Source organism: Streptomyces sp. BK239 (assembly GCF_004217285.1).
Classification (GTDB): domain Bacteria; phylum Actinomycetota; class Actinomycetes; order Streptomycetales; family Streptomycetaceae; genus Streptomyces.
The window spans coordinates 1-26,229 of the sequence record NZ_SHKS01000006.1 but is presented as its reverse complement, the minus strand read 5'-3'; the positions used below and the strand labels follow the sequence as shown (position 1 = coordinate 26,229).

Sequence of the window (26,229 nt, the reverse complement as noted above, 5' to 3'; positions counted from 1 at the left end):
AGCGGAAGTGACATCGCGCCCCCCGTCGTCCGTTCCGACGCGCCTGTCCCGGCTCTGACGCGGAACAATGGGTTCATGAGCCAGAACACCCAGGCACAGCACGCGCAGCCGTCCGTCGGATCCATAGCCGCGCACCGCCCGCACACCGTGGCCGCCACGGTCTCCGACCTGGAACCCGACCTCGACGCCGATCTCGACGCCTACGAAGAGGCACAGGCCGACGGGGCCCTGTTGCCGCAGGGGCGCTTCCTCGACCGGGAGCGCAGCTGGCTCGCGTTCAACGAGCGCGTTCTGGAACTCGCCGAGGACCCGAACACGCCGCTGCTGGAGCGCGCGAACTTCCTCGCCATCTTCGCGAGCAACCTCGACGAGTTCTTCATGGTCCGGGTGGCCGGTCTCAAGCGCCGTATCGCCACCGGCGTGGCCACCCGCTCCGCCTCCGGCCTCCAGCCGCGCGAGGTGCTGGAGATGATCTGGGCCCGCTCGCGCGAACTGATGGCCCGGCACGCCGCGACGTACCACGAGGACATCGCGCCCGCCCTCGCGGAGGAGGGCATCCACCTGGTCCGCTGGAGCGAGCTGACGGAGAAGGAGGGTGCCCGCCTCTTCACGCTGTTCCGGCACCAGATCTTCCCGGTCCTGACCCCCCTCGCGGTCGACCCGGCGCACCCCTTCCCGTACATCTCGGGTCTCTCGCTCAACCTCGCGGTCGTCGTCCGCAACCCCGTAAGCGGCCACAAGCACTTCGCGCGCGTCAAGGTGCCGCCGCTGCTGTCCCGCTTCCTGGAGAGCTCCCCCGGCCGCTACGTCCCCATCGAGGACGTCATCGGCGCGCACCTGGAGGAGCTGTTCCCGGGCATGGAGGTGCTGGAGCACCACGCCTTCCGCCTCACCCGCAACGAGGACCTCGAGGTCGAGGAGGACGACGCCGAGAACCTGCTCCAGGCCCTGGAGAAGGAGCTCATGCGGCGCCGTTTCGGGCCGCCGGTGCGCCTGGAGGTGGAGGAGTCAATCGACCGCGAGGTCCTGGACCTCCTCGTCCGCGAGCTGAAGATCAGCGAGGCGGAGGTCTACCCGCTGCCCGGCCCGCTGGACCTCACCGGCCTCTTCCGCATCCACGGCCTCGACCGGCCCGAACTGAAGTACAAGAAGTTCATCGCCGGCACCCACCGCGACCTCGCCGAGGTGGAGTCCGCGAGCCCGCCGGACATCTTCGGCGCGCTGCGCAACCGGGACGTGCTGCTGCACCACCCCTACGACAGCTTCTCCACCTCCGTCCAGGCCTTCCTGGAGCAGGCCGCCGCCGACCCGGACGTCCTCGCGATCAAGCAGACCCTGTACCGGACCTCCGGCGACTCCCCGATAGTCGACGCCCTCATCGACGCCGCCGAGTCCGGCAAGCAGGTCCTCGTCCTGGTCGAGATCAAGGCCCGCTTCGACGAGCACGCCAACATCAAGTGGGCGCGCAAACTGGAGGAGGCCGGCTGTCACGTCGTCTACGGCCTGGTCGGCCTGAAGACGCACTGCAAGCTGTCCCTGGTGGTCCGCCAGGAGGGCGAGACGCTCCGGCGCTACAGCCACGTCGGCACCGGCAACTACCACCCGAAGACGGCCCGGCTGTACGAGGACCTCGGCCTGCTCACCGCCGACCAGCAGGTCGGCGCGGACCTCTCCGACCTGTTCAACCGGCTTTCCGGCTACTCCCGCCGCGAGACCTACCGCCGGCTGCTCGTCGCCCCCAAGTCGCTGCGCGACGGGCTGGTATCCCGGATCACCAAGGAGATCCAGCACCACCGCGCGGGACGGCCCGCGTACGTCCGCATCAAGGTCAACTCCATGGTGGACGAGGCGATCGTCGACGCCCTCTACCGGGCGTCCCAGGCGGGCGTGCCGGTCGACGTCTGGGTGCGCGGCATCTGCGCGGTACGGCCCGGGGTGCCCGGCCTGTCGGACAACATCCGCGTCCGCTCGATCCTCGGCCGCTTCCTCGAGCACTCCCGGGTGTTCGCCTTCGGCAACGGCGGCGAGCCCGAGGTGTGGTTCGGCAGCGCCGACATGATGCACCGCAACCTCGACCGCCGTATCGAGGCGCTGGTCAGGGTCACCGACCCGGCCCACCGGGCCGCGCTCAACCGGATGCTGGAGACCGGCATGTCGGACGGGACCGCGTCCTGGCACCTGGGCCCGGACGGCGAGTGGACCCGGCACTCGACCGACGCGGACGGCCAGCCCCTGCGCAACGTCCAGGAGATGCTCATAGACGCCCGGAGGCGCCGGCGTGGCACAGCGACACCATGAACTGACGGACTCCACGGCCGCGCCCGTCGCGGAGGACGCCCTGACGGGCTACCTCCGGGCGCAGGCCGTGGAGTTCCTCCGCGCCCTGCGCCTGCACCAGGAGAGCGGCGGCGCACCGTACGGCGGCGGGGGCGCCGCCGGCCGGGCGCAGCCACGCACGGGAGGAGCCGGGCACTCGCCGGACGCGGCGCGCGCCCTGCGCCGCGCGGCCCGCCGCATCAGCGGCACCCTGCACACCTTCCGTCCGCTCCTCGATCCCGGCTGGTCGGAGGGGATCCGCCCCGAACTCTCCTGGCTGTCGGGCACGCTGGCCCAGGAACACGCCTGCGAAGCCCGCCTGGAGCGCCTCCTCCTGGCCCTCCACCGCCTCTCGGGCACGTCCCCGACGCCCCCCACAGCCCCTGTGCCGTCGTCGGCCCCGGCACGGCAGCCCGCAGACCTGACCGAGCCGGCGCCCGCCGGCGCCCCCACCCCCACGAGCCCGGCGAGCCCCACGGCCACGGTCACCGCCGTCACGGCAGCAGCCACGCTCACCTCCCCCCACCCCCTGCCCGACCGCGCCCACCTCACCGTCGGGGCCGTGAAGGCCGGCGCCCTGCTCGACCGGCAGCTGAACCTCGCCCGCACCCGCGCGCACTCCGCCGCCCTCCAGGCCCTGGGCAGCTCCCGTTTCCACGCCGTCGCGGACCAGGTGGCGGTGCTCGCCAGCGAGGTCCCGCTCGCGCCCGCCGCCGTGGACGCCGACCTGCGGTCCTTCGCGGCCGCCGCCGCGGAGCGCCTCACGGACGCCGTCGCGGCGCTCCCCCTCGTCACCGCGGGCCACCCCTACAACGCGGAAGCCCTGGTCCACGGCCTCTCCCCGGACCCCGCCCCGCACCCGCAGGACACCCCCTGGCACCAGGTCCGGCTGCTGCTGCGCCTGCACCGGTACGCCCTGGAGGTCCTGCACACCGGCGACCGCGTCCCCGTCGACGCGCGGCTGCTCGCCGCCGGCGAGGCCCTCGACCGGCACCGCGACGCGGCGGAGGCCGCTGCCGCCGCCGCTCAGGCGGCCCGCACACCGAGGATCGCCCCGGCGACCGCGTACGCGCTCGGTGTGCTCCACGCCGACCAGCGGCACGAGGTGGAGGCGGCCCGGTATGCCTTCCAGCGTTCGTGGCAGAAGCAGACCGTCGGCACCAGCACCTAGCCGAGCGCCTCGGAGAGGAGCCCCCCACCGTGCGGGAGACCCCGCCCCACGACCTCCCGCCCCACGACCTCCCGCCCCACGACCTCCCAGCCCACGACCGCCCGGCTCACGACCTCCCACCCCGTCAGGAGGCGGCGACCGTGCCCGTTCCCCGAACCCCCGTCCAGGCCGCGGGCTGTGTCCTGTGGCGCCGTTCGCCGATCGGCGGTGAGCTGGAGATATGTCTGGTTCACCGACCGAAGTACGACGACTGGTCGCACCCGAAGGGCAAGCTGAAACGCGACGAGGGCCCCCTGTCGGGCGCCGTGCGCGAGGTGGGTGAGGAGACCGGCTACACGGCGCTGCCGGGAGCCCGGCTGCCCACCGTGCGCTACCTCGCGCAGGGCCGCCCCAAGGAGGTCCACTACTGGGCGGCCGAGGCGGCGGGCGGCCGTTTCACCAGCAACGACGAGGTCGACCGCATCCTGTGGCTGCCACCTGCGGCGGCCCGCGACCGCCTCACCCAGCCGAGGGACCGCACCCTCGTGGACGCCCTGCTGAACGCCCTGCACCTCGCATAGCGCGGCCCGGAAGATCACGCCACACCGGGACGCCCCCCGTGCCCCAGCAGTCTCCCGCCCGCCCCGTGCCCGCCCCGTGTCCTGGACGTGAGCGTTCCGTCACCTCGGCCGCGCCTAACCAGGCCGACCACAGGGGTTCACCCCCCGTTCATTCACGCCCATCGGCGCCTTCACCTGTTCTGCCTAATTTCGGCCTTACCCGGTGCGGCGCGCGCCCTCATGGACGCCGACGGACCACCGCACTTTCGCACGCCGCCGGATTCAGGACGGCGGCTCCTGGAAGGATCTCCCTCAAGTGAAGCTTCAGCGCATGAACCGGCGGGCCCTCTCCCTCGGTGCTCTCGCCGTCTCCGGCGCCCTGGCCCTCACGGCGTGCGGCTCCGACGACACCGGCTCCGGCACGAACGGTGGCAGCTCCCCCGCGGCGGCGGCGAGCGACGTCAAGTGCGACGACGCCAAGGGTCAGCTGCTCGCCGACGGCTCGTCCGCGCAGAAGAACGCGATCGACGCCTGGGTCAAGAACTTCACGCTGGCCTGCAAGGGGGTCCAGGTCAACTACAAGGGCTCGGGCTCCGGCGCCGGCGTCACCGCGTTCACGCAGGGCCAGGTCGCCTTCGCCGGCTCCGACTCCGCGCTGAAGCCCGAGAACGTCACCGCCTCCAAGCAGGTCTGCTCCGGCGGCCAGGGCATCGACCTGCCGATGGTCGGCGGCCCGATCGCCGTCGCCTACAACCTCTCCGGCGTCGACGACCTCGTCCTGGACGCCCCGACGATCGCCAAGATCTTCAACGGCAAGATCACCAACTGGAACGACCCGGCGATCAAGAAGCTCAACCCCGGTGCCAGCCTGCCCGACCTGAAGATCCAGCCGTACCACCGCTCGGACGAGTCCGGCACCACGGACAACTTCACCAAGTACCTGATCGCCACCGCCAAGAGCGACTGGCCGTACGAGGGCGGCAAGGCCTGGCAGGCCAAGGGCGGCCAGTCCGCGTCCGGCTCCTCCGGCGTCGCCCAGGGCGTGAAGCAGACCAACGGCGCGATCGGCTACATGGAGCTGTCGTACGCCAAGGACGGCCTGGGCACGGTCGCCATCAACACCGGCGCCGCGGCCCCGGTCAAGGCCTCCTCCGACGGCGCCACCAAGGCCATCGCCGACGCCAAGGTCGTCGGCACCGGCAGCGACCTCGCGCTGAAGATCAACTACGCGACCAAGTCCGAGGGCGCCTACCCGATCACGCTGGTCACGTACGAGATCGTCTGCGACAAGGGCAACAAGTCCGCGACTCTGCCCGCCACCAAGGCGTTCCTGCGCTACATCGCCAGCGAGCAGGGTCAGGGCATCCTCTCGGGCATCGACTACGCGCCCATCCCCGAGGCCATCATCACCAAGGTCCGCTCCACCGTCGAAGGCCTGAGCTGATCCGTGGTGCGGTCCGGCGCCGGGGCGACCCGGTCCGGACCGCACCGTCCGGTGCACCGCCGCCAGGGGCCGTCCGCACTCCCGGCCCCGCCCGAGCCGCCCACCCCGAGCGGCTCCGCAGACCGGAGAACCCCATGGACATATCGACGAAGAAGTCACAGAACCCAGCCGAGCCACCGCCCCCGCCGTCCGCACGGGGCGGACCGGGCGACCCGATCGCGCCGCACACGCCGGGCGCCCCCGGCACGGCCGAGCTGAAGCGCGCCGCCCGCGGCGCCACCCGGCCCGGCGACCGGATCTTCCTCACCCTCACCCGCGGGTCGGGCATCCTGCTGCTGGCGATCATGGCGGCGATCGCGGTCTTCCTGACCTACCGCGCCTCCCTCGCCATCAGCAAGGACGAGGCGAACTTCCTCACCGCGTTCGAGTGGAACACCAACCTGATCCCGCCGAAGTTCGGCATCGCCGTGCTCGCCTTCGGCACCGTGGTCTCGTCGGTCGTCGCGATGGTCCTCGCGGTGCCCGTCGCGGTCGCCATCGCGCTGTTCATCACCCACTACGCCCCGCGCCGGCTGAGCGGCCCGATCGCCTACGTGGTCGACCTGCTCGCCGCCGTGCCGTCCATCGTCTACGGCCTGTGGGGCGCGCTGATCCTCGTACCGCACCTGAACGGCCTGTTCGGCTGGCTCGACGAGTACCTGGGCTGGACCGGGATCTTCTCCTGGGACCAGGGCGCCCCGCGCTCCATGCTCACCGTGGGCATCCTGCTCGCCATCATGATCCTGCCGATCATCACCAATGTCAGCCGCGAGGTCTTCCGCCAGGTGCCGCAGATGCACCAGGAAGCCGCCCTGGCCCTCGGCGCCACCCGCTGGGAGGTGGTCCGCATGGCGGTGCTGCCCTTCGGCCGCTCCGGAGTGATCTCCGCCTCCATGCTCGGCCTCGGCCGCGCCCTCGGCGAGACGATGGCCGTCGCCACCGTGCTCTCCCCGGACTTCGACATCCACGCCAGCCTGCTCAACCCCGGCGGCGGCACCTTCGCCCAGAACATCGCCAGCAAGTTCAACGAGGCGACCGAGTTCGGCCGTGACGCGCTCATCGCGTCGGGCCTGGTCCTGTTCGTCATCACCCTGCTGGTCAACGGCGCGGCCCGCGCGATCATCGCCCGCCGCAAGGAGTACTCGGGGGCCAACGCATGAGCAACGCCGTTCTCGACAAGCGTCCCGGCAGCCTGCGCGGCGCCGCCCTGCCCAAGTGGACCTCACCGGCCGTCGCCGCCGGTTCCGCCGCCCTGGCCGTGGGCATCGGCCTCGCCGCCGGACTGCACAGCCGCATCCAGTGGGGCCTGATCGCCGGTCTGCTCTTCCTGCTCGGCACGTACGGCGTCGCCGCGCGCGTGGAGGGCCGCCGCCAGGCCAAGGACCGCATCGCGACCGCGCTCGTCTGGGTCGCCTTCCTCCTCGCCGTGGTCCCGCTCGCGTCCCTGATCTGGGCGACCGTGCAGCGCGGCCTGAAGGTCCTGGACGTCTACTTCCTGACCCACTCCATGGGCGTCGTCGCCGACTCCGAGCCCGGCGGCGGCATCTACCACGCCATCCTCGGCAGCCTGGAGCAGGTCGGCCTCGCCACCCTGATCGGCGCGCCGATCGGCGTGCTCACCGCGATCTACCTGGTGGAGTACGGGCGCGGCAGCCTCGCCCGGGCCGTCACCTTCTTCGTGGACGTCATGACGGGCATCCCGTCGATCGTCGCCGGCCTGTTCATCCTCAGCCTGATGCTGATGTTCGACATGCAGCCCTTCGGCTTCGCCGGCTCGCTCGCCCTGGCCATCCTGATGATGCCGGTGGTGGTCCGCTCCACCGAGGAGATGCTCAAGCTCGTCCCGAACGAGCTGCGCGAGGCCTCCCTCGCCCTCGGCGTCCCGAAGTGGCGCACCATCCTGAAGGTGGTCGTCCCGACCTCCATCGGCGGCATCATCACCGGCGTCATGCTGTCGGTGGCCCGTATCGCGGGCGAGACGGCGCCCGTGCTGCTCCTGGTCTTCGGCAACCCGTTCATCAACGCCAACCCCTTCGAGGGCGCACAGGCGTCGCTGCCGCTGTACATCTACCAGCAGTACTCGCAGAGCGCGGGCTCCCAGGCGGCGTACGACCGTGCCTGGGCGGCGTCGCTCACGCTGATCGCCTTCGTGATGATCCTGAACCTGGTGGCCCGCGGCCTCGCCCGTTGGAAGGCCCCCCGATGACCCTGTGCGGCATCAGCCGAGTAACCGGTCGCCGACGCGGCCGCAGCGACCGAGACTGGAAGTGAAGCAGTAGCCATGGCCAAGCGAATCGACGTCAGCGGACTGACCGCGTACTACGGCTCCCACAAGGCGATCGAGGACATCTCGATGACGGTCGAGCCGCGCTCGGTGACGGCCTTCATCGGCCCCTCCGGCTGCGGCAAGTCGACGTTCCTGCGCACGCTCAACCGCATGCACGAGGTGACGTCCGGCGGACGCGTCGAGGGCAAGGTCCTCCTGGACGACGAGGACCTGTACGGCGCGGGCGTGGACCCGGTGTCGGTGCGCCGGGAGGTCGGCATGGTCTTCCAGCGCCCGAACCCCTTCCCCACGATGTCGATCTTCGACAACGTGGCGGCGGGCCTGCGCCTGAACGGCGAGCACAAGAAGTCCGAGCTGCCGGACATCGTGGAGAAGTCCCTCAAGGGCGCGAACCTGTGGAACGAGGTGAAGGACCGCCTGAACAAGCCCGGCTCGGGCCTGTCCGGCGGTCAGCAGCAGCGGCTGTGCATCGCCCGCGCGATCGCGGTCGAGCCGAACGTCCTGCTGATGGACGAGCCCTGCTCCGCCCTGGACCCCATCTCGACGCTCGCCATCGAGGACCTGATCAGCGAGCTGAAGGAGCGGTTCACGATCGTCATCGTGACGCACAACATGCAGCAGGCGGCCCGCGTCTCCGACCGCACGGCCTTCTTCAACCTGGCCGCGGTCGGCCAGCCCGGCCGGCTGATCGAGCTCGACGAGACGGAGCGCATCTTCTCCAACCCGTCGGTCCAGGCCACCGAGGACTACATCTCCGGCCGCTTCGGCTGAGCCGGCCGGAGCCGAGCCCCTCGCGGTGCTGCATGGCGGTGCCACCGTGAGGCCGAAGGCCCGCCCCCCTGGCTTCCGGGGGGCGGGCCTTGTCCGTGTCCGCGTGTCTGGGCGTCTGTTCCGAGTTCCTAGAGGAACGCCAGGTTCACGAGCCAGAACGCCATCGCCGCGACGGCCGCCGCGGCGGGCATCGTGATGAACCAGCCGAGGACGATGTTCTTGGCGACGCCCCAGCGCACGGCGTTGACCCGCTTGGTCGCGCCCACGCCCATGATCGCCGAGGTGATGACATGGGTCGTCGAGATCGGCGCCTTGAAGAGGAACGCCGTGGTGAACATGATCGACGCGCCGGTGGTCTCGGCGGCGAAGCCCTGCGGCGGGTCCAGCTCGATGATCTTCCGGCCGAGGGTGCGCATGATGCGCCAGCCACCCGCGTAGGTGCCCAGCGACAGCATCACCGCGCACACGATCTTGACCCAGACCGGGATCGGGTCGCCGTAGCTCTCCACATCGGCGATGACCAGCGCCATCACCACGATGCCCATCGTCTTCTGGGCGTCCTGGAGACCATGTCCGAGCGCCATGCCGGCCGCGGACACGGTCTGCGCTATGCGGAAGCCCCGCTTGGCCTTGTGGGGGTTGGCCTTCCGGAAGATCCACAGGATCGCCGTCATCACCAGGTAGCCGACGATCAGACCCACGAACGGCGACAGGAACATGGGGATGACGATCTTTTCCAGCACCCCGTCCCAGTACACCGTCGTCCCGCCCGCGAGCGCGGCGCCCACCATGCCGCCGAACAGCGCGTGCGACGACGACGACGGCAGGCCGAAGTACCAGGTGACGAGGTTCCACGTGATCGCGCCGACCAGTGCCGCGAAGAGGATGCCCATCCCCGTCGAGCCGTGAGGCGTCTCGATGAGCCCCTCACTGACGGTCTTGGCGACGCCGGAGCCGAGGAAGGCGCCTGCGAGGTTCATCACGGCGGCCATGGCGAGCGCCGCACGCGGGGTCAGCGCCCGGGTGGAGACCGACGTGGCGATGGCGTTCGCCGAGTCGTGGAAACCGTTGGTGTACGTGAAGAAGAGCGCGACGCCGATGGTCGCGACCAGCGCGAAGGTGTCCATGAAGAGCTCAGGACTCCTTGACGGCGATGGTCTCCACCGTGTTCGCCACGTGCTCGAACGCGTCCGCCGCCTCTTCCAGCACGTCCACGATCTGCTTGAGCTTCAGCACCTCCATGGCGTCGAACTTGCCGTTGAAGAGGTGCGCCAGCAGCTTGCGGTGGATCTGGTCGGCCTGGTTCTCCAGCCGGTTGACCTCGATCCAGTACTCGGTGAGGTTCGACATGGTGCGCAGGTTGGGCATGGCCTCGGCGGTCAGCTCCGCCGCCCGCGCCAGCACCTCGATCTGCTGCTCGACGCCCTTGGGCAGTTCCTCGACGTTGTAGAGGACGACCAGGTCGACGGCCTCCTCCATGAAGTCCATGATGTCGTCGAGCGACGAGGCGAGGGAGTAGATGTCCTCGCGGTCGAACGGCGTGATGAACGAGGAGTTGAGCTGGTGGAAGATCGCGTGGGTGGCGTCGTCACCGGCGTGTTCCGCGGCCCGCATCCGCTCTGCGATCTCGGCCCGGCCGGCGGTGTCCGCCCCGAGCAGTTCCATCAGGAGCTTCGAGCCGGTGACGATGTTGTCCGCGGACGCGGCGAACATGTCGTAGAAGCTCGTCTCCCTGGGGGTCAGACGAAAGCGCACGTGGGGTCCTCAGGATGCATCGGTTTCGGTCAGGCTGATGCTAGGCGCATCATCCGGCCACGGCTAATGGGCCGTCCCCCAGTGTCACCCATCGTGCGGGGCGACCGGCAGCGGGGCTGCCGAGAGGTCCGGTCCACCGGCCGTCCGGTGCGACGGCCACAGGCGCTCCTACCCGCCGAAGTTCGGTACCATATACCCAGGAGGGGTATCTGTATGGAGGATGCGATGGACGCCACGCACGCGACGGGCACGACGGACGCGACGACCGCCGTCGGGACCGGCGCCGAGGCGCCGACCGCCGCACCCGGGGCCGCCCCGGCCGTGCACGGGTACCACAAGCAGAAGGACGAGCACCTCAAGCGCCTGCGCCGCATCGAGGGCCAGATCAGGGGCCTGCAGCGGATGGTCGACGAGGACACCTACTGCATCGACATACTCACGCAGGTCTCCGCCTCCACCAAGGCCCTGCAGTCCTTCGCCCTCCAGCTCCTGGAGGAGCACCTGAGGCACTGCGTCGCGGACGCGGCCCTCAGGGGCGGCGACGAGATCGACGCGAAGGTCGAGGAGGCCACGAAGGCCATCGCCCGCCTGCTGCGGACCTGAGCCCCCGACCGGGACCGGCTGTGGTGAACGCCTCCCCGTGAGCGGGCTCACCCTGTGGCGTTCCGCTCCTCGCCGACACGCAGCACCTCGTCGATGCTCTCCATGCTGAGCCGCTCCCCGGCCTCCGAGGCCGCGATGATCAGCTCGCCGCACAGTTCGATCTCGGCGAGGGCCTCGTGGTCCTGAACCGCCGTACCGCCGACCGGAGCCACGCGCATCACCTCGTCTCTGCCGTCACCGGCTCCCTAGGGTGTGTCACGAAAGCGGCGCCGTCCGCCCGGAGCGCGGGGCAGGCGAGGATTTCGCGACACGCCCTAGCGTAGGGAGGGGCGCACGCCCCGCGCATGGCACGGACGGGCTAGTTCTTGTCGCCTCGCCTCTCGGCTTCCCGTGCCTCATTCCTCGGCGATCCGCCCCGCGTAGATGTCCCCGGCCGCCGGGAGCCGTACGTCGACGGGCACCCCGAAGTCGTACAGCCACGTCGTCGAGGCGACCGCGACGACCGCGCCGGAGGCCCCCCGCGCCCCTGCCTGACGGCCGTTGACGAACCCGAAGCGATGCCTGACCTTGCGGATCCGCCCCTGTTCGTCGAGGTAGACGTCGAACGGCACCCGGGCCGTCGCGAACCCCTTCGCCGCCGCGCCCAGCGCGTTCCGCCCGCCCCCGGAGGCGACCGCGGCGGCCGCCGCGAGGTCGGCGGTCCCCCGGTAGTGCCGCACCTCGACCCCGGCGAGCCGGGTCCTGCCGACGTACGTCGCCTCGCGCGCCCCCCGCAGCACCTCGGCGGCGGCGTACGGGTCGGTGGCGCCGCCGGTCACCAGGTTCCCGTCGGACAGCGTGGCCGTGTCCACCCGCACCCACTTGTCGGCGGGCACACCCGCACCCCGGTTCTTCATGAACAGCGCACCCGGCGTGAGGAGTTCGGTGATGGGCCGGCGTCCGCTGGAGCCGGCGGGCTCCTGCGGCAGCACGACCTCCAGCCGACCGAGCCGCCGGCGGTAGTCGTAGACGCCCTCGCCCCGGATGGTCACCCGGGTGCCGCCGGTGGCCATCTCCATCGACGTGCGGGCCTTCGAACTGCCCGCCGCCACCAGCGCGTCGGCGGCCCGCCGCAGCGCGCGCACCGGATCGGCGCTCATCCGGGCCGCACGGTCCGCCGCACGATCGTCCTCGCCGTCGCCCCCGTCGGCGGAGCACCCGGCCGCGCCGGCGCAGAGCCCGGCCGCGCAGACCCCGGCCATGAGCCCCGCGACGACCGCCGATCCCCACCGCCGCTGCTGCCGCTCCGCCATCGCCTGTCTACCCCCAGCCGGTACGTCCGTCACGGGCCCACGTCGTCGGGTTCAACGACCGAAGGTGGGTAGCGTTCCTTTCGTGACCCAGCAGAACGGCTCGACCCCGCGTCCCGGCCCGGAAGAAGCGCCCGGCGGGGAACACCGCACCACCACCGTCGAGGAAGGCCGCTTCTGTCTGGCCCGCTGCACCTGCGGCTGGCGCGGCCCCGCCCGCAGGGCCCGCAGCACGGCCCGCTCCGACGCGGACCACCACGCCCACGGCTGACCGCGCACGGCGCCCGAAGGCTCCGCCGGTGGAACCCCTGACTCCGCGCCGCCGTCTCGCTCCTTGACGGCGCGCGCCGCGCGCCGAAGGCACGGCAGGCGCGCGGGTGGGCGCGCAGGGGGGACGACGACATGCAGCGACGTATGTTCATCGCGGGCGGCACGGCCGCGTTCGCGGCGGCCGCGGCGGACGCCCGCCGGGCGGGCGGCGGCACCGGCTCAGCGGGGAGCCCGGCCGACGGCAGCCGGACCGCCGGCGCCCCGATGCGGACGGCTAGCGCGGCGGCCGCCGCGAACTGGGCGGCCCTCGCCCGCGATCTCGACGGGTCCCTGATCCGCCCCGGAGACGCCTCCTGGACCGCGGCCCGCCAGCTGTACAACACCCGCTTCGACACGCTCAAGCCGGCCGCGGTCGCCTACGTCGCCCACGCCGCCGACATCCGTACCGCCCTCGGCTACGCCCGCGCGCACGGCGTCAGGATCGCCATCCGCAACGGCGGCCACTCCTACGGCGGTTGGTCCTCCGGCGACGGCCGGCTGATCCTCGACGTCTCCCGGCTGAACCGGGTCCGGGCGAGCGGCGGCTCCGCCGTCGTCGGCGCCGGCGCGAAGCTGATCGACGTCTACCGGGCGCTGGCCGCCAAGGGCGTGACGATCCCGGCGGGCTCCTGCCCCACGGTCGGCGTCTCCGGCCTTGTCCTCGGCGGCGGCCACGGCGTGGTCTCCCGCGCGTACGGCCTGACCTGCGACAGCCTCACCCGGGCGACGCTGGTGACGGCGGACGGCAAGGAGCTCACCGCCGACGCCACGACCGACAAGGACCTGTTCTGGGCCCTGCGCGGCGCGGGCAACAGCAACTTCGGCGTGGTCACCGAACTGCACTTCAAAACCCACCCCGCGCCCCAGGCCGTCACCTGTCACCTCACCTGGCCCTGGTCGAAGGCGGCGGCGGTGCTGAAGGCCTGGCAGGAGTGGGGCCCGTCCCAGCCCGACGAGATCTGGTCCTCCCTCCACCTCGCCAACACCCCCGGCGGCAGCCCGAGGATCTCCGTCTCCGCCTTCTCCATCGGCACCTACGGCGAACTCAAGAACGCCGTGGACCGCCTGGCCTCGCGCGTGGGCGCCCCCGCCACCGGCGTGTCCCTGCGCCGCCGCGGCTACGAGCAGGCCATGGAGATCTACGCCGGCTGCTCCTCGTTCACCGCCGACGCCCAGTGCCACCTGCCCGGCGCGACCCCCGGCCGCTCCCCGCAGGGCAAGCTGGCCCGGGAGACGTACGCGGCCCGCTCGGCCTTCTTCGACCGCTCGCTGTCGGCGGCGGGCATCCAGACGCTGCTCAGGCAGCTGACCGCCGTCCGCGGCGGCTCCGGCAGCATCGCGCTGACCGCGCTGGGCGGCGCGGTCAACCGCGTCTCCCCGACGGCCACCGCCTTCGTACACCGCCGCTCCCGCATGCTGGCCCAGTACCTCGCGTCCTGGCGGGCCGGCACCGGCGGCGCCGCCGCCCAGGCCTGGCTGACCTCGGCGCACCGCGCCATGACCCCGTACGCCTCGGGCGCCGCCTACCAGAACTACGCCGACCCCGCCCTCGCCGACTGGCGCAAGGCGTACTACGGCGCCGCGCTGCCCCGGCTGACGCAGCTGAAGAAGCAGTACGACCCCAAGGGCGTCTTCTCCTACCCGCAGGGCCTGTGACCGCGGACAGATGAAAGGGGCGGGGCCGGTCGCACGACCGGCCCCGCCCCTTCGGCAGTTCGCTTCGACACCGCTGGACGGCCTAGGCGGCCAGGTCCCTTTCCCGGCTGGCGGCCTCCATCCGGGCCCCCGGCACCACGGCGTCCCGTCCGTCCGCGGCCTCCCGCGCCGAGCGGCTCCGCACGACCCAGCCGAGCCGGGGCGAACGGTCCACCGCGCGCAGCAGGGGCGTCAGCAGCATCGAGGCGAGCGGCGACAGCAGCAGCGCCACGGCGGTGCCGAGCGCGAACCCGCCGATCACGTCGGTCGGGTAGTGCACGCCCATGTACACCCGGCAGAAGCCCTCGACGAGGCCCAGCACGAGTCCGGCGATCCCGAACCGGCGGTTGGCGACGAACAGCGCGACGCCCATCGCCATGGTGATCGTCGCGTGGTCGCTGACGAACGAGTAGTCGGTCTTGCCGGAGACCAGCACCTCCAGCCCCTCGTGATCGAGGAACGGCCGGGGCCGCTCGACGAACCCGCGTATGGGCACGTTCACCAGCACCGCGACCGCGGCGGCGAGCGGCGCCCACACCAGCGCGGCCACGGACGCCGAGGCCTCCTCCACGCCGACCGGTCTGCGGCGCACGGTCCACCAGCAGCCCACGATCAGCAGCATCATCGCGAGCAGCAGTCCGTACTCGCCGACGAACTCCACGATCCGGTCCAGCCAGTGGGGCGCGTCCTTGGCGAGGCCGTTGATGTCGTAGAGCAGGTCGACGTCGGGGTTCGACCCGGATGCGGCGAGTCCAGCCATGGTGCTGCGGCCCTTCGTCGTGATGTTGCCCGGCGCGCCTCACGCACGCCGTTCGTGCCCACCCCCGTGGTTCGTAGATCCGCTTCCGCCAGTACGGGACAGGTACGCCGGTCACAAGCATCGCTGGGCTACGTCAACAGGAACGCACGTCCCCCGTCGATACGTTCCACTCTCCACCGAATGATCACTCAGACGTTATCGAAGGGAGATGGTCCTCGCAGCTCAGACGGTGCGTTACCGGCCCCTTCAGGCGGTCGCGGGGAGCGCTTTCGCGCCATCTTCGGTCACCCGGGTGGCGCCGAAGTACTTGCGGGTGTCGATGGGGTCGAACCGGATCACCGCGCCCGTGAACGGCGCGTCGATCATGTAGCCGCCGCCGACGTAGATCCCCACGTGGTCGATGGCCCGGGAGTTGGTCTTGTCCGTCGAGAAGAACACCAGGTCCCCCGGCAGCAGTTCGTCCCGCGAGGGGTGCGGGCCGGCGTTGTACTGGTCGTTGGCCACCCGGGGGAGCGTGATCCCCACGCTCTCGTAGGCCGCCTTGGTCAGCCCCGAGCAGTCGAACCGTCCGCCCTGATCAGGCGTGCCGTTCCCGCCCCACAGATACGGCGTGCCGAGCTTCTTCTGGGCGAAGTAGATCGCCCCGGCGGCCTGCTTGGAGGGATCGACGCGGGTGACGGGAGCGGCGAAGCTCTTCGCCAGCGTCGTGATCGTCTTCACGTAGTTCCGGGTCTCCTGGTACGGCGGCACACCCCCGTACTTGATGACCGCGTACGCGCCCGCGTTGTAGGACGCGAGCATGTTGTGCGTGGGGTCGCCGGGCACCTTCTTCACGTACGCGGCGAGGGTGCAGTCGTACTTCGCGGCCGATGGAATCGCGTCATTCGGGTCCCAGACGTCGCGGTCGCCGTCGCCGTCGCCGTCGACGCCGTGCGTGGCCCAGGTGCCGGGGATGAATTGCGCTATCCCCTGCGCCTTCGCCGGACTCCTGGCGTTCGGGTTGAATCCGCTCTCCTGGTACAACTGCGCCGCCAGCAGAGCCGGGTTGATCGCGGGACAGAGGTTTCCGTACTTCTGCACGAGCGCCTGATAGGCGGCCGGCACCGCGCCCTTGGCCAGCCCGACGCTCCCGCCGCCCACGCCGTTGACGATGTTCCCGGCGACCATGTACACACCGACGACGAGCAGCATCACGAAGCTGAGCCCCACCGCGGCGGCGGCACTTGCCACGATCCATGCCTTACGCACCGTCAACCGCCCCTCGCCCAGCCGGATTACGCCCGCGCCAGTCTATGAGCTTCCCCCCGGGAAACCGGCGCAACCGGGGCCCTCGCAGCCCGCGCGGCCGCCATTGACGCGGTACCGCCGCCCGCCCCGCCCCCGCTGTCCCTGCCACCCCTGCCGTCCGTCAGGGATCGGCCGCCGCCTCCCGGTACAACGCGCCCGCCCCGCCGCCCAGTACCACGCTGTACGACACGTCGGCCGTGGCGCCCCCCTGCTCGTGTCCGCCGAGGACGCCGACGACGTCCCCCGAACCGTTCACCCAGGGACTCCCGCTCGTCCCGCCGGTGAAGTCGGGGCAGTCGATGCGCTGCTGGGTCGCGCTGCGGGCCACAGGGCGGTTGGAACACGTCAACGGGGCCTCGGCGGCGTCGGGATACCCCGTGACGGTCACGACGCCGGCACCGGTCACCGAACCGGTGACGAACCGGTTGCCGCCGACGACGTCCTCGACCTCCTGACCGTCCTCCTGCCCGGCGAGCACCGCGAACGCCACGTCGCTGTCCTCGTCATCGGCCCGCCCCTCCCTCCACCCGGCGGGCAGGAACACCCGCTCCACCTCCCACATCCCGTAAGGGGCCTTCCCGTCGCGGTACCCGGGCGCGAAGTACAGAGCGCCCCGCCCGGCCAGGCAGTGCGCCGCCGTCACCACCAGGTCGCGGTGCGGGCTGCGGACGACGGACGCGGTGCAGAAGTGCCCGCCGGCGAGGTCACCGCCCGGCCGGTCGAACAACGCACCCACCCGCACGGTGCGCGCCGTCGCCCGCGCGGCGACGGTCACACCGAGGGGCCCCGGTCCGTCCCCGGCGACCGCCTCGGAGGCCGAGGTGGCGGCGAGCAGCACGAGGACGCAGAGCAGGGCGTACGGGCGACGACCGGTACGAGTGCGCTTCATCGGGGTCACTGTTACCCCCGAAAGTGAGAACCAGGTCAGAGGAGACTGTCCCCCGCCTGTCGTCCCGCACGAGGGGGGAGACCCGTAAGCCCACAGGGGTACCGGGGACTGCCCCGAGCCGGCTCTCAGGACGTACGGGGTCGGCCCTCAGGGGCGACGTGGGCGGCGGGGCGCGACCGTCAGCATGTACGGCGTCCGCAGTCCTGCCCAGTCCACCGGGAGCCCCCGTGACACACGCCGTCCCCGCGCCCGCCCTGCCCGTCCGCCCCCGCCCCGACGTCCCCGCCTGGACCCGGCGGGCGGCCACGGCGGTCCTGTGGGTCAACCTCCCGTCCTCCTTATGGCGCATCGCCGTCGTCCTGGGAGTACCGCTGGGGCTGCGCCAGTCCGAGTACGACGCCATGCTCATCCCCGGCTGGGGCCTGCTGCTGCTCCCCCTGCTGTCCCTGGCCCAGGAGGGCCTCGCCTGGCTGACGTACGGGCTGATCCGGCCGTGGGGCGAGGTGTGGCCCCGCTGGATCCCGTACCTCGGCGGCCGGCCCGTCCCCGTCCTCGCCGCCGTCGTCCCCGCGGCACTCGGCGCCCTCGCCTGCACGGTGTACGGCGTCCTCCTCGTGTGGACCACCCTCCACGCGCACCTGGACGTCACCCCGTGGGGCCAGTGGATCCTGAACGCCTGTTACCTCCCCCTCGTCGCCTGGGGACCCCTGCTGGGCGCGGTCACCGTCCACTACCACCGCCGCCGCGCCCGGATCTGACCGGCCGTCGCCCGTCCCCCGCGGTCCCTCTCGCGCATGAGAACATCGACGCGGAAGCTCACCCGACCAGCCGTCAGCCCCGGTGCCAGGGCTGAGAAGTGGGTCAACGACGGAACCACACCTCAGGTTCCGCGACGACCTCATTGCCCGGCGTGACCTGCCGTGATACACAGAGTAACCGTACGAGCTATTCGTACGAATCCCGCTCACGATTGACGCCAAGTCGACATGCGACGGCGGCTTTGTCGGCGAGAATGATGGCTGACCTCTGCACACCGGCAGAGGCCCGTGGAACTACCCACCAGGGGCGGTGACTTACATGCTCTTTGCGGCCGACAAGGGAGACATCAACACCATCATCGGCGGAATCGCGCCGGACTGGGGGCCCTTCGGCAGCCTGGGAAACGAGGCGAAGGTGATGATCGAGGTCGTGATGGCGGTCGCCATCCTCATCTGCCTCGGCATCGCCATCTGGGGCGCGGCCAAGCAACGCATCGGCGCGACCGCCCTGCGGGACACCTTCAGCGCCGAGCAGGGCAAGGGCCTCATCATCGCCGGACTGACGGGCGTCTTCATCATCGGATCACTCGGCACACTGTTCACGATCGTGTACGGGATGGCCGTGTAGCCCGCCCCACCCGTCCCCGTCCCGTCCGGGCACGCCCGGCCCCCGGACCCCACCCACCCGTCGTGCCCACCGGCTGAGGTTGCGTTTCCCTGATGTCGAGTCACCACACCGCGCCCGCGCGGGAACCAGCACGGCTACCGTCGTACTTCGAGGCGTTCCGGTACGGCAGGTACGGCAACGAGGGGGCGTACACGGCATGAGTCCCGGCGACGAACACGACTACGGCGAGCCCACGCGCACGCGGATGCGCCTGCCCGAGTCCGACCCCTACGGCGGCGCCCAACGCCCCGCCCGCTCCAGCTCGCGCAGCCTGGTGACGGTCGTCGGCGTCGTCGTCCTCCTCATCGCCGCGATCGCCTTCGCGAACCGCGGAGGCGAGGACTCCCCTTCCTCCACCGCAGCCGGCGACACCGACAAGCCGAAGTCGTCGACGACGGCGGCGACAGGCACGAAGCCGGTGGGGACGGAGGCCTCCGGCATTCCCTCGGGATTCGCCCGGAGCGAGCAGGGCGCCCAGTCGGCGGCCGCCAACTACGCCGTGACGCTCGGCTCGACCGACATGTTCCAGAAGGACAGCCGGCACACCATCCTCACCACCGTCTACACCGCCGACGCCGCCACCAAGCTCAAGGCGCCCATGGACCAGGCCTACTCGGCCGACTTCCTCGCCAAGCTGGGCCTCGACGCCGACGGCAACGCACCGCAGGGCAACACGTTCGTCTCCCGCGTCGTCCCCGTGGGCGCCACCGTCCGGGCCTACACCGACGCCACGGCCAAGGTCTCGGTCTGGTACCTGGGCCTGATCGGCATGTCAGGGGAGAAGTCCACCGACCCCGTCACCTCGTCTTGGAAGACCTGGACCTTCGACCTCCGGTGGTCCGGCGGAGACTGGAAGATCGTCACCGACGATCAGACGGACGGCCCCGCCCCGGTCCCCGGCGACGACAAGGCCGCCGCCTCCGACGAGATCAGCAAGGCCATCGAGGAGTACGGAGGGTTCACGTATGCCCGGTAAGCCGCACCGCGTGCTCCGGCTCGCCGGAGTGGTCACGGCCGTCCAGACCTCGGCCCTGCTGCTGGCCGGCCGCGCCTTCGCCGCGCCGAGCCCCAGCCCCTCGCCGTCCCCCTCGACCAGCTTCGACTGCAGCATCATCTCGGGCGAAGCCCAGAAGTACTGCGAGCGCGGCAACCGCACCCCCGGCACCACCACCAACCCCGGCGTCTCCGACACCCTCGACCCCCTCTCCTCCCTGGCAAGGGGCTGCGCCGACGCCGCCGCGTGGACCGTCGACAAGCTCAGCGAGGCCGTCAAGGACACCGCGAACGTCGACTTCACCAACCCCAAGTTCCTCCAGCAGTACGCTGTCGTCTTCGCCGCCTCCACCGTCCTGACGCTCCTGCTGTGGCTGCTCGCCGTCTCCAAGCGCGCGGTGCGCGGCGTGCCGCTGACCACCGCCATCGGCGAAGCCGTCGGCTTCCTCTGGCTCACCGTCCTGGCCTCCGCCTTCACCCCCCTGATCCTCTACACCGTCGTCTCCGCGACGGACGGCCTCACCGACGTCCTCGCCAAGACCACCGGCAACCAGACCGACACGTTCTTCGGCACGTTCTCCGCCGCCCTGGAGAAGGGCGAGGACATCGGCGGCGGCCCGATCATGCTGATCGTCGTCTCCCTGGTCTCCGTCCTCGCCGCCGGAGTGCTCTGGCTGGAGCTCGTCATCAGGGCCGCCCTGCTCTACGTCGGCGCCCTCCTCGGCACCGTCGTCTACGCGGGCCTCGTCGACAAGAACCTGTGGAGCCACGTCCGCCGCTGGGCCGGCATCATGATCGCCGTCATCCTGGTCAAACCGGTGATCGTGATCGTGCTCGGCCTCGCCGGCGCCCTCTCCGCCGACGACGGCCCGGACGCCTTCGGCGCCGTCGTCTCCGGACTGTCGATCATCCTGCTGGCCATCTTCGCCAGCGCCATGATCTACCGCTTCGTCCCCGGCTTCGGCGACGAGATCGCCGGCTCCCGCAACAACCGCATCATGCAGGGCGCCGAAGGCAAGGCCGCCGCCGTCATCAGCTCCCCGGCGACCCTCGTCGCCCAGGGCATCAAGACGCACAGCACCCGCGCCGACAGCAACGGCGGCGGCTCGGCGGCCTCCGGCTCCAGCAGCCCCCGCCAGGCCAACCAGGCCGCCGGCGGCGTCGCCGCACACAGCACACGCCCCTCGAGCGGAGGGGGCGGATCCGCCCCCTCCGCCGCACCCGCACCCCGCTCCAGCAGCCCGGTCAACACCCCGCACGCCGGCAACACCCGCAACAACCGCACGGGAGGTGAAGGGCGTTGACGGCTGATTCCCACGTGGGCCATGTGACCCACGCGATGGCGCCCCGCCGTACATATCTGATCGGCCGCGCCCGGCCGAACGCGATCGTCGGACGCAACCGCGAGAGCGGCGAGATCGCGCTCATCGTCGTCGGCGCGTTCCTCGGCATGATGTGCGGACTCCTCGTCCCCCTCCTCGCCCTGCGGATCGTGCTGCTCGCCGGCTTCCCGATGCTCGCCCTCGCCGTGGTCTACGTGCCGTACAAGCACCGCACGTTCTACAAGTGGTTCGAGATCAACCGCAGCTACAAGCGCACCCTGCGCAAGGGCACCGTCTACCGCTCGGCCGCCATGGAGGCCGGCACCCGCCTCGACGGCCAGGAGATCGAGGTCGGCCCGCCCCCCGGCATCGGCCGCATCACCTGGCTCGCCGCGCCCTTCGGCCCCGACGAGATCGCCGTCCTCCTGCACGCCGACCGCCGTACCGTCACCGCCGCCATCGAGATCGAGGGCCCCGGCGTCGGCCTGCGCGACAGCGAGGACCAGGAAGCCCTCGTCGACCGCTTCGGCACCCTGCTCAAGCACGTGGCCAACGGCGACGGCTTCGTCACCCGCATCCAGATGCTCGCCCGCACCCTCCCCGCCGACCCCGACGCCCACGCCAAGGACGTCGCCCAGCGCGGCGACGACAAGTCCCTGCCGTGGCTGCAGACCTCGTACGACCAGCTCCAGTCCATGGTGTCCACGAGCAGCGAGCAGCACCGCGCCTACCTCGTCGCCTGCATGCACTACACGCGCGAACTGGCCGCCGAGGCCCACGCCATGGCCCGCGCCGCCCGCCCGCAGAACGGCCGCAAACTGGACCGCGACGCCGGCCTGGCCGTCGTCATGGCCCGCGAGCTCACCGACATCTGCTCCCGCCTCCAGGAGGCGGACATCCGCGTACGCCAGCCCCTCGGCCAGGGCCGGCTCGCCTCGCTCGTCCACTCCATGTACGACCCGGACCACCCCATCGACCACATCCAGGCGATGACCCGGCGCAACGCCTGGCCGGCCGAGCTCGACGCCATGGAGCCCACCTACCTCCAGGCCAAGACCCGCGAGTCCAGCACCCGCGCTCCCTGGTGCCACGCCACCGCCTGGATCAAGGAGTGGCCGATGACGCCCGTCGGCGTCAACTTCCTCGCCCCGCTCCTGGTCCACACCCCGGACGTCATCCGCACCGTCGCCGTCACGATGGACCTCGAACCCACCGAGGTCGCCATCGAACGCATGCTGACCGAGAAGACCAACGACGAGGCCGAGGCGAGCCGCGCCGCCAAGATGAACCGCACCGTCGACCCCCGCGACGTGGCCGCCCACTCCCGCCTCGACCAGCGCGGCGAGGACCTCGCCTCCGGCGCCGCCGGCGTCAACCTCGTCGGCTACATCACCGTCTCCTCACGCAACCCCGAGGCCCTCGCCCGCGACAAGCGCACCATCAGAGCGTCGGCGGGCAAGTCGTACCTGAAGCTGGAGTGGTGCGACCGCGAACACCACCGCGCGTTCGTGAACACGCTCCCGTTCGCCACCGGCATCCGAAGGTAGGGGCTTCACATGCGGGACCCGCTGTCCGTCCTCACCGACGCCTTCACGTCCTTCCTCTTCGGCAAGGTCGAGACGACCCGTCTGCCGGTCCGCACCTCCACCGGCCAGGCCCAGGCGGTCTACCTCCCGACCGCCGCCCCCGGACTCGGCGACTCGGGCGTGATCATCGGCCGCGAGGTCTACTCCGGCAAGGGCTACATCTACGACCCCTTCCAGCTGTACGGCCAGCAGCTCCCGGCGCCGCACTGGCTGGTCCTCGGCGAGTCCGGCAACGGCAAGTCGGCGCTGGAGAAGACCTACGTCCTGCGCCAGCTGCGCTTCCGCGACCGCCAGGTCGTCGTCCTGGACGCCCAGGGCGAGGACGGCGTCGGCGAATGGAACCTCATCGCTCAGGCGCTGGGAATAACCCCCATCCGCCTGGACCCGATGGCCGCCCTGGACCACGGCATCCGCCTCAACCCGCTGGACCCCTCGATCACCACGACGGGCCAGCTCGCGCTGCTGCGCACCATCATCGAGGTGGCGATGGGCCACGGCCTGGACGAACGCTCCGGCTTCGCCCTCAAGGTCGCCCACGCCTACGTCAACCAGACGATCGTCGACCGCCAGCCGGTCCTCACCGACATCGTCGAACAGCTCCGCCACCCCGAACCGGAGTCCGCGGAGGCGATGAACGTCGCCATAGACGACGTACGGGCCTGGGGCCTGGACGTGGCGCTCGTCCTGGACCGCCTGGTCGACGGCGACCTGCGCGGCATGTTCGACGGCCCGACCACCGTCGGCATCGACCTCGACGCCCCCCTCATCGTCTTCGACCTCTCCCACATCGACCGCAACTCCATCGCCATGCCGATCCTGATGGCGATCGTCGGCGTGTGGCTGGAGCACACCTGGATCCGCCCCGACCGGAAGAAGCGCATCTTCCTCGTCGAGGAGGCCTGGCACATCATCAACAGCCCCTTCGTCGCCCAGCTGTTCCAGCGCCTGCTGAAGTTCGGCCGCCGGCTCGGTCTGTCCTTCGTCGCCGTCGTCCACCACCTGTCCGACGTGGTCGACGGAGCCGCGGCGAAGGAAGCCGCCGCGATCCTCAAGATGGCGTCCACACGGACGATCTACGCCCAGAAAGCCGACGAGGCCCGCGCGACCGGCCGCGTCCTGGGCCTGCCGCGCTGGGCCGTGGAGATCATCCCGACCCTCACGCCCGGCATCGCCGTCTGGGACGTCAACGGCAACGTCCAGGTCGTCAAACACCTGGTCACCGAGACCGAACGGCCCGTGGTCTTCACCGACCGCGCGATGACGGAGTCCTCCGTCGACCTGTCCGCCGACGACGCGCTGCGCGCCGCCGAGCGGGAGGCCGAGGAACGGGCGGCGGCCTTCATGGAACAGCACATGGCCGACCTGGACGGCTCGTCCTCGTCCGAGTCGACGGTCGCGTAAGGCGGTCGCCGGGCCATGAGACCGACCGACGACCACCGTCACCAGCGGCACCACCGGGACGCGGGCCCGGGAGGCGGCCGGCCGACGCAGACGGGAGGCGTCCCCGACGGCCTCCTGGTCGGCATACTCGGCTTCCTGCTCGGCATGACCCTGCTCGTCTGGACGGCCACCGGCCTGGCCGCCCTCTTCGCGCACGGCGCCTGGCCCGCCGGCGTCACCTTCACCCGCACGCCCCTCGCCATGCGCCACCTCGTCGGCCGGCCCCACGACATCGCCGGCGCCTGGCCGCAGGCCGACCCCGCCGAACTCTCCGGTTACGGCCTCTTCTGGGGGCTGTTCATCGGCCAGCTGATGCTGGTGTTCGTCCTCACGGTGTTCGTACTGGGGACGGTGGCCCGGTGGCGGGCGGTCCGGGCACGCAGGAAGGCGGAAAGGGCGGCGGCCCTGGACCGGGTGGCGGCGGCGACGGCACCCCCAGCGGAGCGACACGAGCCACAGACCACGGGAACTGCTGCGACTGGTGCGGCCACTGCACGGGAGCAGGCCGAGGTAGCTTCAGCCGAGCCGACTCCGCCCTCCGCCACGACGGTCGCCGTGACCGCGGCCGTCCCGCAGCAACTCCACGAGCCCACGGAGGTGCTGCCCACGACCCCTTCTCAACCCGAAGGCCCTGTCCTCTACGCCTCCCGGGAGATCCGCCACGCCACGGCCGCCCGCGCCGTCCGCGACGCGGAAGGCCCCCTCCTCGTCGTCACCTCCGCACCCGCCCTCTGGCAGGACACGAAGGACGCCCGCGCCAAACTCGGCCCCGTCCTCCTCTACGACCCCGCCCACCTCTGCGACACCCCGGCCCGCCTCCACTGGTCTCCGACGGCCGGCTGCGCGGACAAGGCGACGGCGGCAGCGCGAGCCGCCGCCCTCCTCACCCCCGTACGCCCCACGGCCCGTCTGGACCAGGCCGTCGCCGACACCGCGGAAACCCTCCTCCGCAGCTACCTGCACGCCGCCGCCGTCGACGGCCGCACCATCCGGCATGTCCACCGCTGGTCGCAGGGCTCAGGCGTCCAGGAGGCCGTCCGTGCCCTGCGCACCAACCCGAAGGCGGCCCCCGGTTCGGCCGGCGAGCTCGAAGCGGCCCTCACGTCACATCCCGAACGCCGCGACATCGCGCACGAGCTGACGACCCGTGCCCTCGCCGCCCTCTCCACGGTGAACATCCGCGAGGCATGCACTCCCAACCGAAGTGATGCCCTCGCCTTGGATTCCTTCGTGAACGAAGGGGGAACGCTTTATGTGCTCGGCAAATCCATCGAGGACCCGAGGAGCGATCCCGGCGCCATGCCGCTCCTGACGGCCCTCGTCTCCAGCGTGGTCGAGCGCGGCCGGCGCATGGCCGAACGGTCATCCTCCGGTCGCCTCGACCCACCACTGACGCTGGTCCTGGACGACGTGGCGGCCGTGGCGCCGATCCCGCAGCTCCCGGACCTCCTGGCGGTCGGCGCCGACGCGGGCCTGCCCACCCTGGCCCTGCTCCGCTCCCGCGAACAGGCCCGGTCCCGCTGGCCCCACACGGAACTGCCCGTCTGACCCCGTCGACGGCCCGTCAGCCCCTCAACTCACCTCGGACGCACCCCGCCCGCGCGCCGGCTCCAGTACGAACTCGAGCTCCCGGGCGTCGGGATCGGCCGGCACGGAAACGACCACCCCGGTGGGCCGGAACCCCACCCGGCGGTAGAAGGCCTGCGCCCGTCCGTTCTCCTCGTGCACGAGGAGCCGCACCCGCTCCACCTCGCGTCTCCAGGCCCACTCGAGCACGGCGTCGAACAGCACCTCGGTCAGTCCGATCCCCCGCACGTCGGGCCGTACGAACACCCCGACCACATGCCCCTGGCGCCGCTCGACCGGGAGGCCCGCCCAGTCCTCGACCCCGGCCTCCTCGACCAGCACGGTCGCCGTGCCCACCCATTCCCCGCTCGGGGCTATCGCCACCAGCTGCTGAGCGGTGTCCGAACCTTCGGCGCCCCCCGCCGTCCGCTCCTTCCAGAACGATTCCGGCTTCGCCAGCGCCTCCTCGTACGTCTCCAGGAAGGCGAGGTGCGCGACCGGGTCCTGCAACGCCAGCAGTCGCAGCTCCCTGGCGAGAGCCCATTCGTCGGGACGCACGGACCGGATCACATAGTTCATGCCGGTCACCGTATACGGGCCCGACAGGGCCGTAAAACGAAAAACCCCCGCACCGTGAGGTGCGGGGGATTTCCCAATGATTGTTCGGCGGCGTCCTACTCTCCCACAGGGTCCCCCCTGCAGTACCATCGGCGCTGTGAGGCTTAGCTTCCGGGTTCGGAATG

Annotated in this window: 25 protein-coding genes and 1 rRNA gene; 17 read left to right on the top strand and 9 right to left on the bottom strand. The window is 71.3% G+C overall.

Features of this window, described 5'->3' with window-relative positions:
- Positions 1 to 75 precede the first annotated feature (75 nt).
- The 7 genes from EV567_RS19345 (at position 76) to pstB (ending at position 8,567) form a co-directional block, all read left to right on the top strand.
- Positions 76 to 2,298 carry an RNA degradosome polyphosphate kinase gene (locus EV567_RS19345; protein WP_130441784.1) on the top strand — a complete coding sequence of 741 codons (2,223 nt, stop codon included), beginning with the start codon at positions 76 to 78 and terminating at the stop codon, positions 2,296 to 2,298.
- On the top strand, positions 2,279 to 3,487 hold the full coding sequence (locus EV567_RS19340) for a CHAD domain-containing protein (protein ID WP_130441782.1): 1,209 nt from the start codon (positions 2,279 to 2,281) through the stop codon (positions 3,485 to 3,487). The genes EV567_RS19345 and EV567_RS19340 overlap by 20 nt, the downstream gene beginning before the upstream one ends.
- A gap of 140 nt (positions 3,488 to 3,627) precedes the next feature.
- Positions 3,628 to 4,047, top strand: coding sequence for an NUDIX hydrolase (locus EV567_RS19335; protein WP_130441780.1), 420 nt, complete (start codon positions 3,628 to 3,630; stop codon positions 4,045 to 4,047).
- 295 nt (positions 4,048 to 4,342) lie between these two features.
- Positions 4,343 to 5,470: a phosphate ABC transporter substrate-binding protein PstS gene (pstS, locus tag EV567_RS19330; RefSeq protein WP_130441778.1), complete on the top strand. Its 1,128-nt coding sequence runs from the start codon at positions 4,343 to 4,345 to the stop codon at positions 5,468 to 5,470.
- 134 nt (positions 5,471 to 5,604) lie between these two features.
- Positions 5,605 to 6,669, top strand: a complete 1,065-nt coding sequence (gene pstC / locus EV567_RS19325) for a phosphate ABC transporter permease subunit PstC (protein WP_130441776.1) — start codon at positions 5,605 to 5,607, stop codon at positions 6,667 to 6,669.
- Positions 6,666 to 7,715 (top strand): phosphate ABC transporter permease PstA, encoded by a 1,050-nt coding sequence (gene pstA / locus EV567_RS19320; RefSeq protein ID WP_130441774.1) that lies wholly within the window; start codon positions 6,666 to 6,668, stop codon positions 7,713 to 7,715. Before pstC ends, pstA begins: the two co-directional genes overlap by 4 nt.
- A 75-nt stretch (positions 7,716 to 7,790) precedes the next feature.
- Positions 7,791 to 8,567, top strand: coding sequence for a phosphate ABC transporter ATP-binding protein PstB (pstB, locus tag EV567_RS19315; protein WP_130441772.1), 777 nt, complete (start codon positions 7,791 to 7,793; stop codon positions 8,565 to 8,567).
- Between the two features lie 128 nt (positions 8,568 to 8,695).
- Here pstB and EV567_RS19310 read toward each other — a convergent pair whose 3' ends face one another.
- On the bottom strand, positions 8,696 to 9,694 hold the full coding sequence (locus tag EV567_RS19310; RefSeq protein ID WP_130441770.1) for an inorganic phosphate transporter: 999 nt from the start codon (positions 9,692 to 9,694) through the stop codon (positions 8,696 to 8,698).
- A gap of 7 nt (positions 9,695 to 9,701) precedes the next feature.
- Positions 9,702 to 10,322 (bottom strand): DUF47 domain-containing protein, encoded by a 621-nt coding sequence (locus tag EV567_RS19305; RefSeq protein ID WP_130441768.1) that lies wholly within the window; start codon positions 10,320 to 10,322, stop codon positions 9,702 to 9,704.
- Positions 10,323 to 10,547: 225 nt separating this feature from the next.
- Between EV567_RS19305 and EV567_RS19300 the strand changes: the two genes are divergently transcribed.
- The gene (locus tag EV567_RS19300; RefSeq protein WP_130441766.1) at positions 10,548 to 10,925 is read left to right on the top strand and encodes a metal-sensitive transcriptional regulator; all 378 of its coding nucleotides are present in this window, start codon (positions 10,548 to 10,550) and stop codon (positions 10,923 to 10,925) included.
- A 47-nt stretch (positions 10,926 to 10,972) separates the two neighbouring features.
- Here the strand turns inward: EV567_RS19300 and EV567_RS27885 are convergent, their stop codons facing one another.
- Together EV567_RS27885 and EV567_RS19295 are read right to left on the bottom strand one after the other, a co-directional pair.
- On the bottom strand, positions 10,973 to 11,137 hold the full coding sequence (locus tag EV567_RS27885; protein WP_165430427.1) for a hypothetical protein: 165 nt from the start codon (positions 11,135 to 11,137) through the stop codon (positions 10,973 to 10,975).
- A gap of 183 nt (positions 11,138 to 11,320) precedes the next feature.
- Positions 11,321 to 12,217: a hypothetical protein gene (locus EV567_RS19295; protein WP_130441764.1), complete on the bottom strand. Its 897-nt coding sequence runs from the start codon at positions 12,215 to 12,217 to the stop codon at positions 11,321 to 11,323.
- Between the two features lie 82 nt (positions 12,218 to 12,299).
- Between EV567_RS19295 and EV567_RS19290 the strand changes: the two genes are divergently transcribed.
- Both EV567_RS19290 and EV567_RS19285 read left to right on the top strand, forming a co-directional pair.
- A complete protein-coding gene (locus tag EV567_RS19290; RefSeq protein ID WP_130441762.1) occupies positions 12,300 to 12,485 on the top strand; it encodes a hypothetical protein in 186 nt (61 codons plus the stop codon).
- Between the two features lie 131 nt (positions 12,486 to 12,616).
- The gene (locus tag EV567_RS19285; protein WP_130441760.1) at positions 12,617 to 14,179 is read left to right on the top strand and encodes an FAD-binding oxidoreductase; all 1,563 of its coding nucleotides are present in this window, start codon (positions 12,617 to 12,619) and stop codon (positions 14,177 to 14,179) included.
- Between the two features lie 82 nt (positions 14,180 to 14,261).
- On the opposite strand, the gene EV567_RS19280 is transcribed toward EV567_RS19285, so the two are convergent.
- From EV567_RS19280 to EV567_RS19270, 3 genes are all read right to left on the bottom strand, one after another.
- Complete coding sequence (locus EV567_RS19280; protein ID WP_130441758.1) at positions 14,262 to 14,978, bottom strand: phosphatase PAP2 family protein; 717 nt, start codon at positions 14,976 to 14,978, stop codon at positions 14,262 to 14,264.
- A 246-nt stretch (positions 14,979 to 15,224) separates the two neighbouring features.
- Positions 15,225 to 16,232, bottom strand: coding sequence for a bifunctional lytic transglycosylase/C40 family peptidase (locus tag EV567_RS19275; RefSeq protein WP_278044762.1), 1,008 nt, complete (start codon positions 16,230 to 16,232; stop codon positions 15,225 to 15,227).
- Between the two features lie 154 nt (positions 16,233 to 16,386).
- Positions 16,387 to 17,154 (bottom strand): serine protease, encoded by a 768-nt coding sequence (locus EV567_RS19270; protein ID WP_130441754.1) that lies wholly within the window; start codon positions 17,152 to 17,154, stop codon positions 16,387 to 16,389.
- 227 nt (positions 17,155 to 17,381) lie between these two features.
- Between EV567_RS19270 and EV567_RS19265 the strand changes: the two genes are divergently transcribed.
- The 7 genes from EV567_RS19265 (at position 17,382) to EV567_RS19235 (ending at position 25,468) form a co-directional block, all read left to right on the top strand.
- On the top strand, positions 17,382 to 17,912 hold the full coding sequence (locus EV567_RS19265) for a hypothetical protein (RefSeq protein ID WP_130441752.1): 531 nt from the start codon (positions 17,382 to 17,384) through the stop codon (positions 17,910 to 17,912).
- A gap of 319 nt (positions 17,913 to 18,231) precedes the next feature.
- Positions 18,232 to 18,540 (top strand): hypothetical protein, encoded by a 309-nt coding sequence (locus tag EV567_RS19260; protein WP_004000049.1) that lies wholly within the window; start codon positions 18,232 to 18,234, stop codon positions 18,538 to 18,540.
- Positions 18,541 to 18,736: 196 nt separating this feature from the next.
- Positions 18,737 to 19,555, top strand: coding sequence for a hypothetical protein (locus EV567_RS19255; RefSeq protein WP_130441750.1), 819 nt, complete (start codon positions 18,737 to 18,739; stop codon positions 19,553 to 19,555).
- Positions 19,545 to 20,876, top strand: a complete 1,332-nt coding sequence (locus EV567_RS19250) for a hypothetical protein (RefSeq protein ID WP_130441748.1) — start codon at positions 19,545 to 19,547, stop codon at positions 20,874 to 20,876. Before EV567_RS19255 ends, EV567_RS19250 begins: the two co-directional genes overlap by 11 nt.
- Positions 20,877 to 20,911: 35 nt before the next feature.
- Positions 20,912 to 22,441: an SCO6880 family protein gene (locus tag EV567_RS19245; protein ID WP_407071610.1), complete on the top strand. Its 1,530-nt coding sequence runs from the start codon at positions 20,912 to 20,914 to the stop codon at positions 22,439 to 22,441.
- A gap of 9 nt (positions 22,442 to 22,450) precedes the next feature.
- Positions 22,451 to 23,881: an ATP-binding protein gene (locus EV567_RS19240; RefSeq protein ID WP_130441746.1), complete on the top strand. Its 1,431-nt coding sequence runs from the start codon at positions 22,451 to 22,453 to the stop codon at positions 23,879 to 23,881.
- Between the two features lie 15 nt (positions 23,882 to 23,896).
- Positions 23,897 to 25,468, top strand: coding sequence for a type IV secretory system conjugative DNA transfer family protein (locus tag EV567_RS19235; protein ID WP_130441744.1), 1,572 nt, complete (start codon positions 23,897 to 23,899; stop codon positions 25,466 to 25,468).
- A 24-nt stretch (positions 25,469 to 25,492) separates the two neighbouring features.
- On the opposite strand, the gene EV567_RS19230 is transcribed toward EV567_RS19235, so the two are convergent.
- A complete protein-coding gene (locus EV567_RS19230; RefSeq protein ID WP_130441742.1) occupies positions 25,493 to 26,065 on the bottom strand; it encodes an N-acetyltransferase in 573 nt (190 codons plus the stop codon).
- A gap of 82 nt (positions 26,066 to 26,147) precedes the next feature.
- Positions 26,148 to 26,229: ribosomal RNA gene (gene rrf / locus EV567_RS19225) — 5S ribosomal RNA — on the bottom strand; the annotation flags it as partial.

What these genes read in the sequence shown, in the direction of transcription:
- EV567_RS19345 (WP_130441784.1), top strand. Translation starts at nt 76, where the DNA reads ATGAGCCAGAACACCCAGGCACAGCACGCGCAGCCGTCCGTCGGATCC.
- pstC (WP_130441776.1), top strand. Translation starts at nt 5,605, where the DNA reads ATGGACATATCGACGAAGAAGTCACAGAACCCAGCCGAGCCACCGCCC.
- pstA (WP_130441774.1), top strand. Translation starts at nt 6,666, where the DNA reads ATGAGCAACGCCGTTCTCGACAAGCGTCCCGGCAGCCTGCGCGGCGCC.
- pstB (WP_130441772.1), top strand. Translation starts at nt 7,791, where the DNA reads ATGGCCAAGCGAATCGACGTCAGCGGACTGACCGCGTACTACGGCTCC.
- EV567_RS19310 (WP_130441770.1), bottom strand. Translation starts at nt 9,694, where the DNA reads ATGGACACCTTCGCGCTGGTCGCGACCATCGGCGTCGCGCTCTTCTTC.
- EV567_RS19300 (WP_130441766.1), top strand. Translation starts at nt 10,548, where the DNA reads ATGGACGCCACGCACGCGACGGGCACGACGGACGCGACGACCGCCGTC.
- EV567_RS19295 (WP_130441764.1), bottom strand. Translation starts at nt 12,217, where the DNA reads ATGGCGGAGCGGCAGCAGCGGCGGTGGGGATCGGCGGTCGTCGCGGGG.
- EV567_RS19285 (WP_130441760.1), top strand. Translation starts at nt 12,617, where the DNA reads ATGCAGCGACGTATGTTCATCGCGGGCGGCACGGCCGCGTTCGCGGCG.
- EV567_RS19280 (WP_130441758.1), bottom strand. Translation starts at nt 14,978, where the DNA reads ATGGCTGGACTCGCCGCATCCGGGTCGAACCCCGACGTCGACCTGCTC.
- EV567_RS19270 (WP_130441754.1), bottom strand. Translation starts at nt 17,154, where the DNA reads ATGAAGCGCACTCGTACCGGTCGTCGCCCGTACGCCCTGCTCTGCGTC.
- EV567_RS19260 (WP_004000049.1), top strand. Translation starts at nt 18,232, where the DNA reads ATGCTCTTTGCGGCCGACAAGGGAGACATCAACACCATCATCGGCGGA.
- EV567_RS19255 (WP_130441750.1), top strand. Translation starts at nt 18,737, where the DNA reads ATGAGTCCCGGCGACGAACACGACTACGGCGAGCCCACGCGCACGCGG.
- EV567_RS19250 (WP_130441748.1), top strand. Translation starts at nt 19,545, where the DNA reads ATGCCCGGTAAGCCGCACCGCGTGCTCCGGCTCGCCGGAGTGGTCACG.
- EV567_RS19245 (WP_407071610.1), top strand. Translation starts at nt 20,912, where the DNA reads ATGGCGCCCCGCCGTACATATCTGATCGGCCGCGCCCGGCCGAACGCG.
- EV567_RS19240 (WP_130441746.1), top strand. Translation starts at nt 22,451, where the DNA reads ATGCGGGACCCGCTGTCCGTCCTCACCGACGCCTTCACGTCCTTCCTC.
- EV567_RS19235 (WP_130441744.1), top strand. Translation starts at nt 23,897, where the DNA reads ATGAGACCGACCGACGACCACCGTCACCAGCGGCACCACCGGGACGCG.
- EV567_RS19230 (WP_130441742.1), bottom strand. Translation starts at nt 26,065, where the DNA reads ATGAACTATGTGATCCGGTCCGTGCGTCCCGACGAATGGGCTCTCGCC.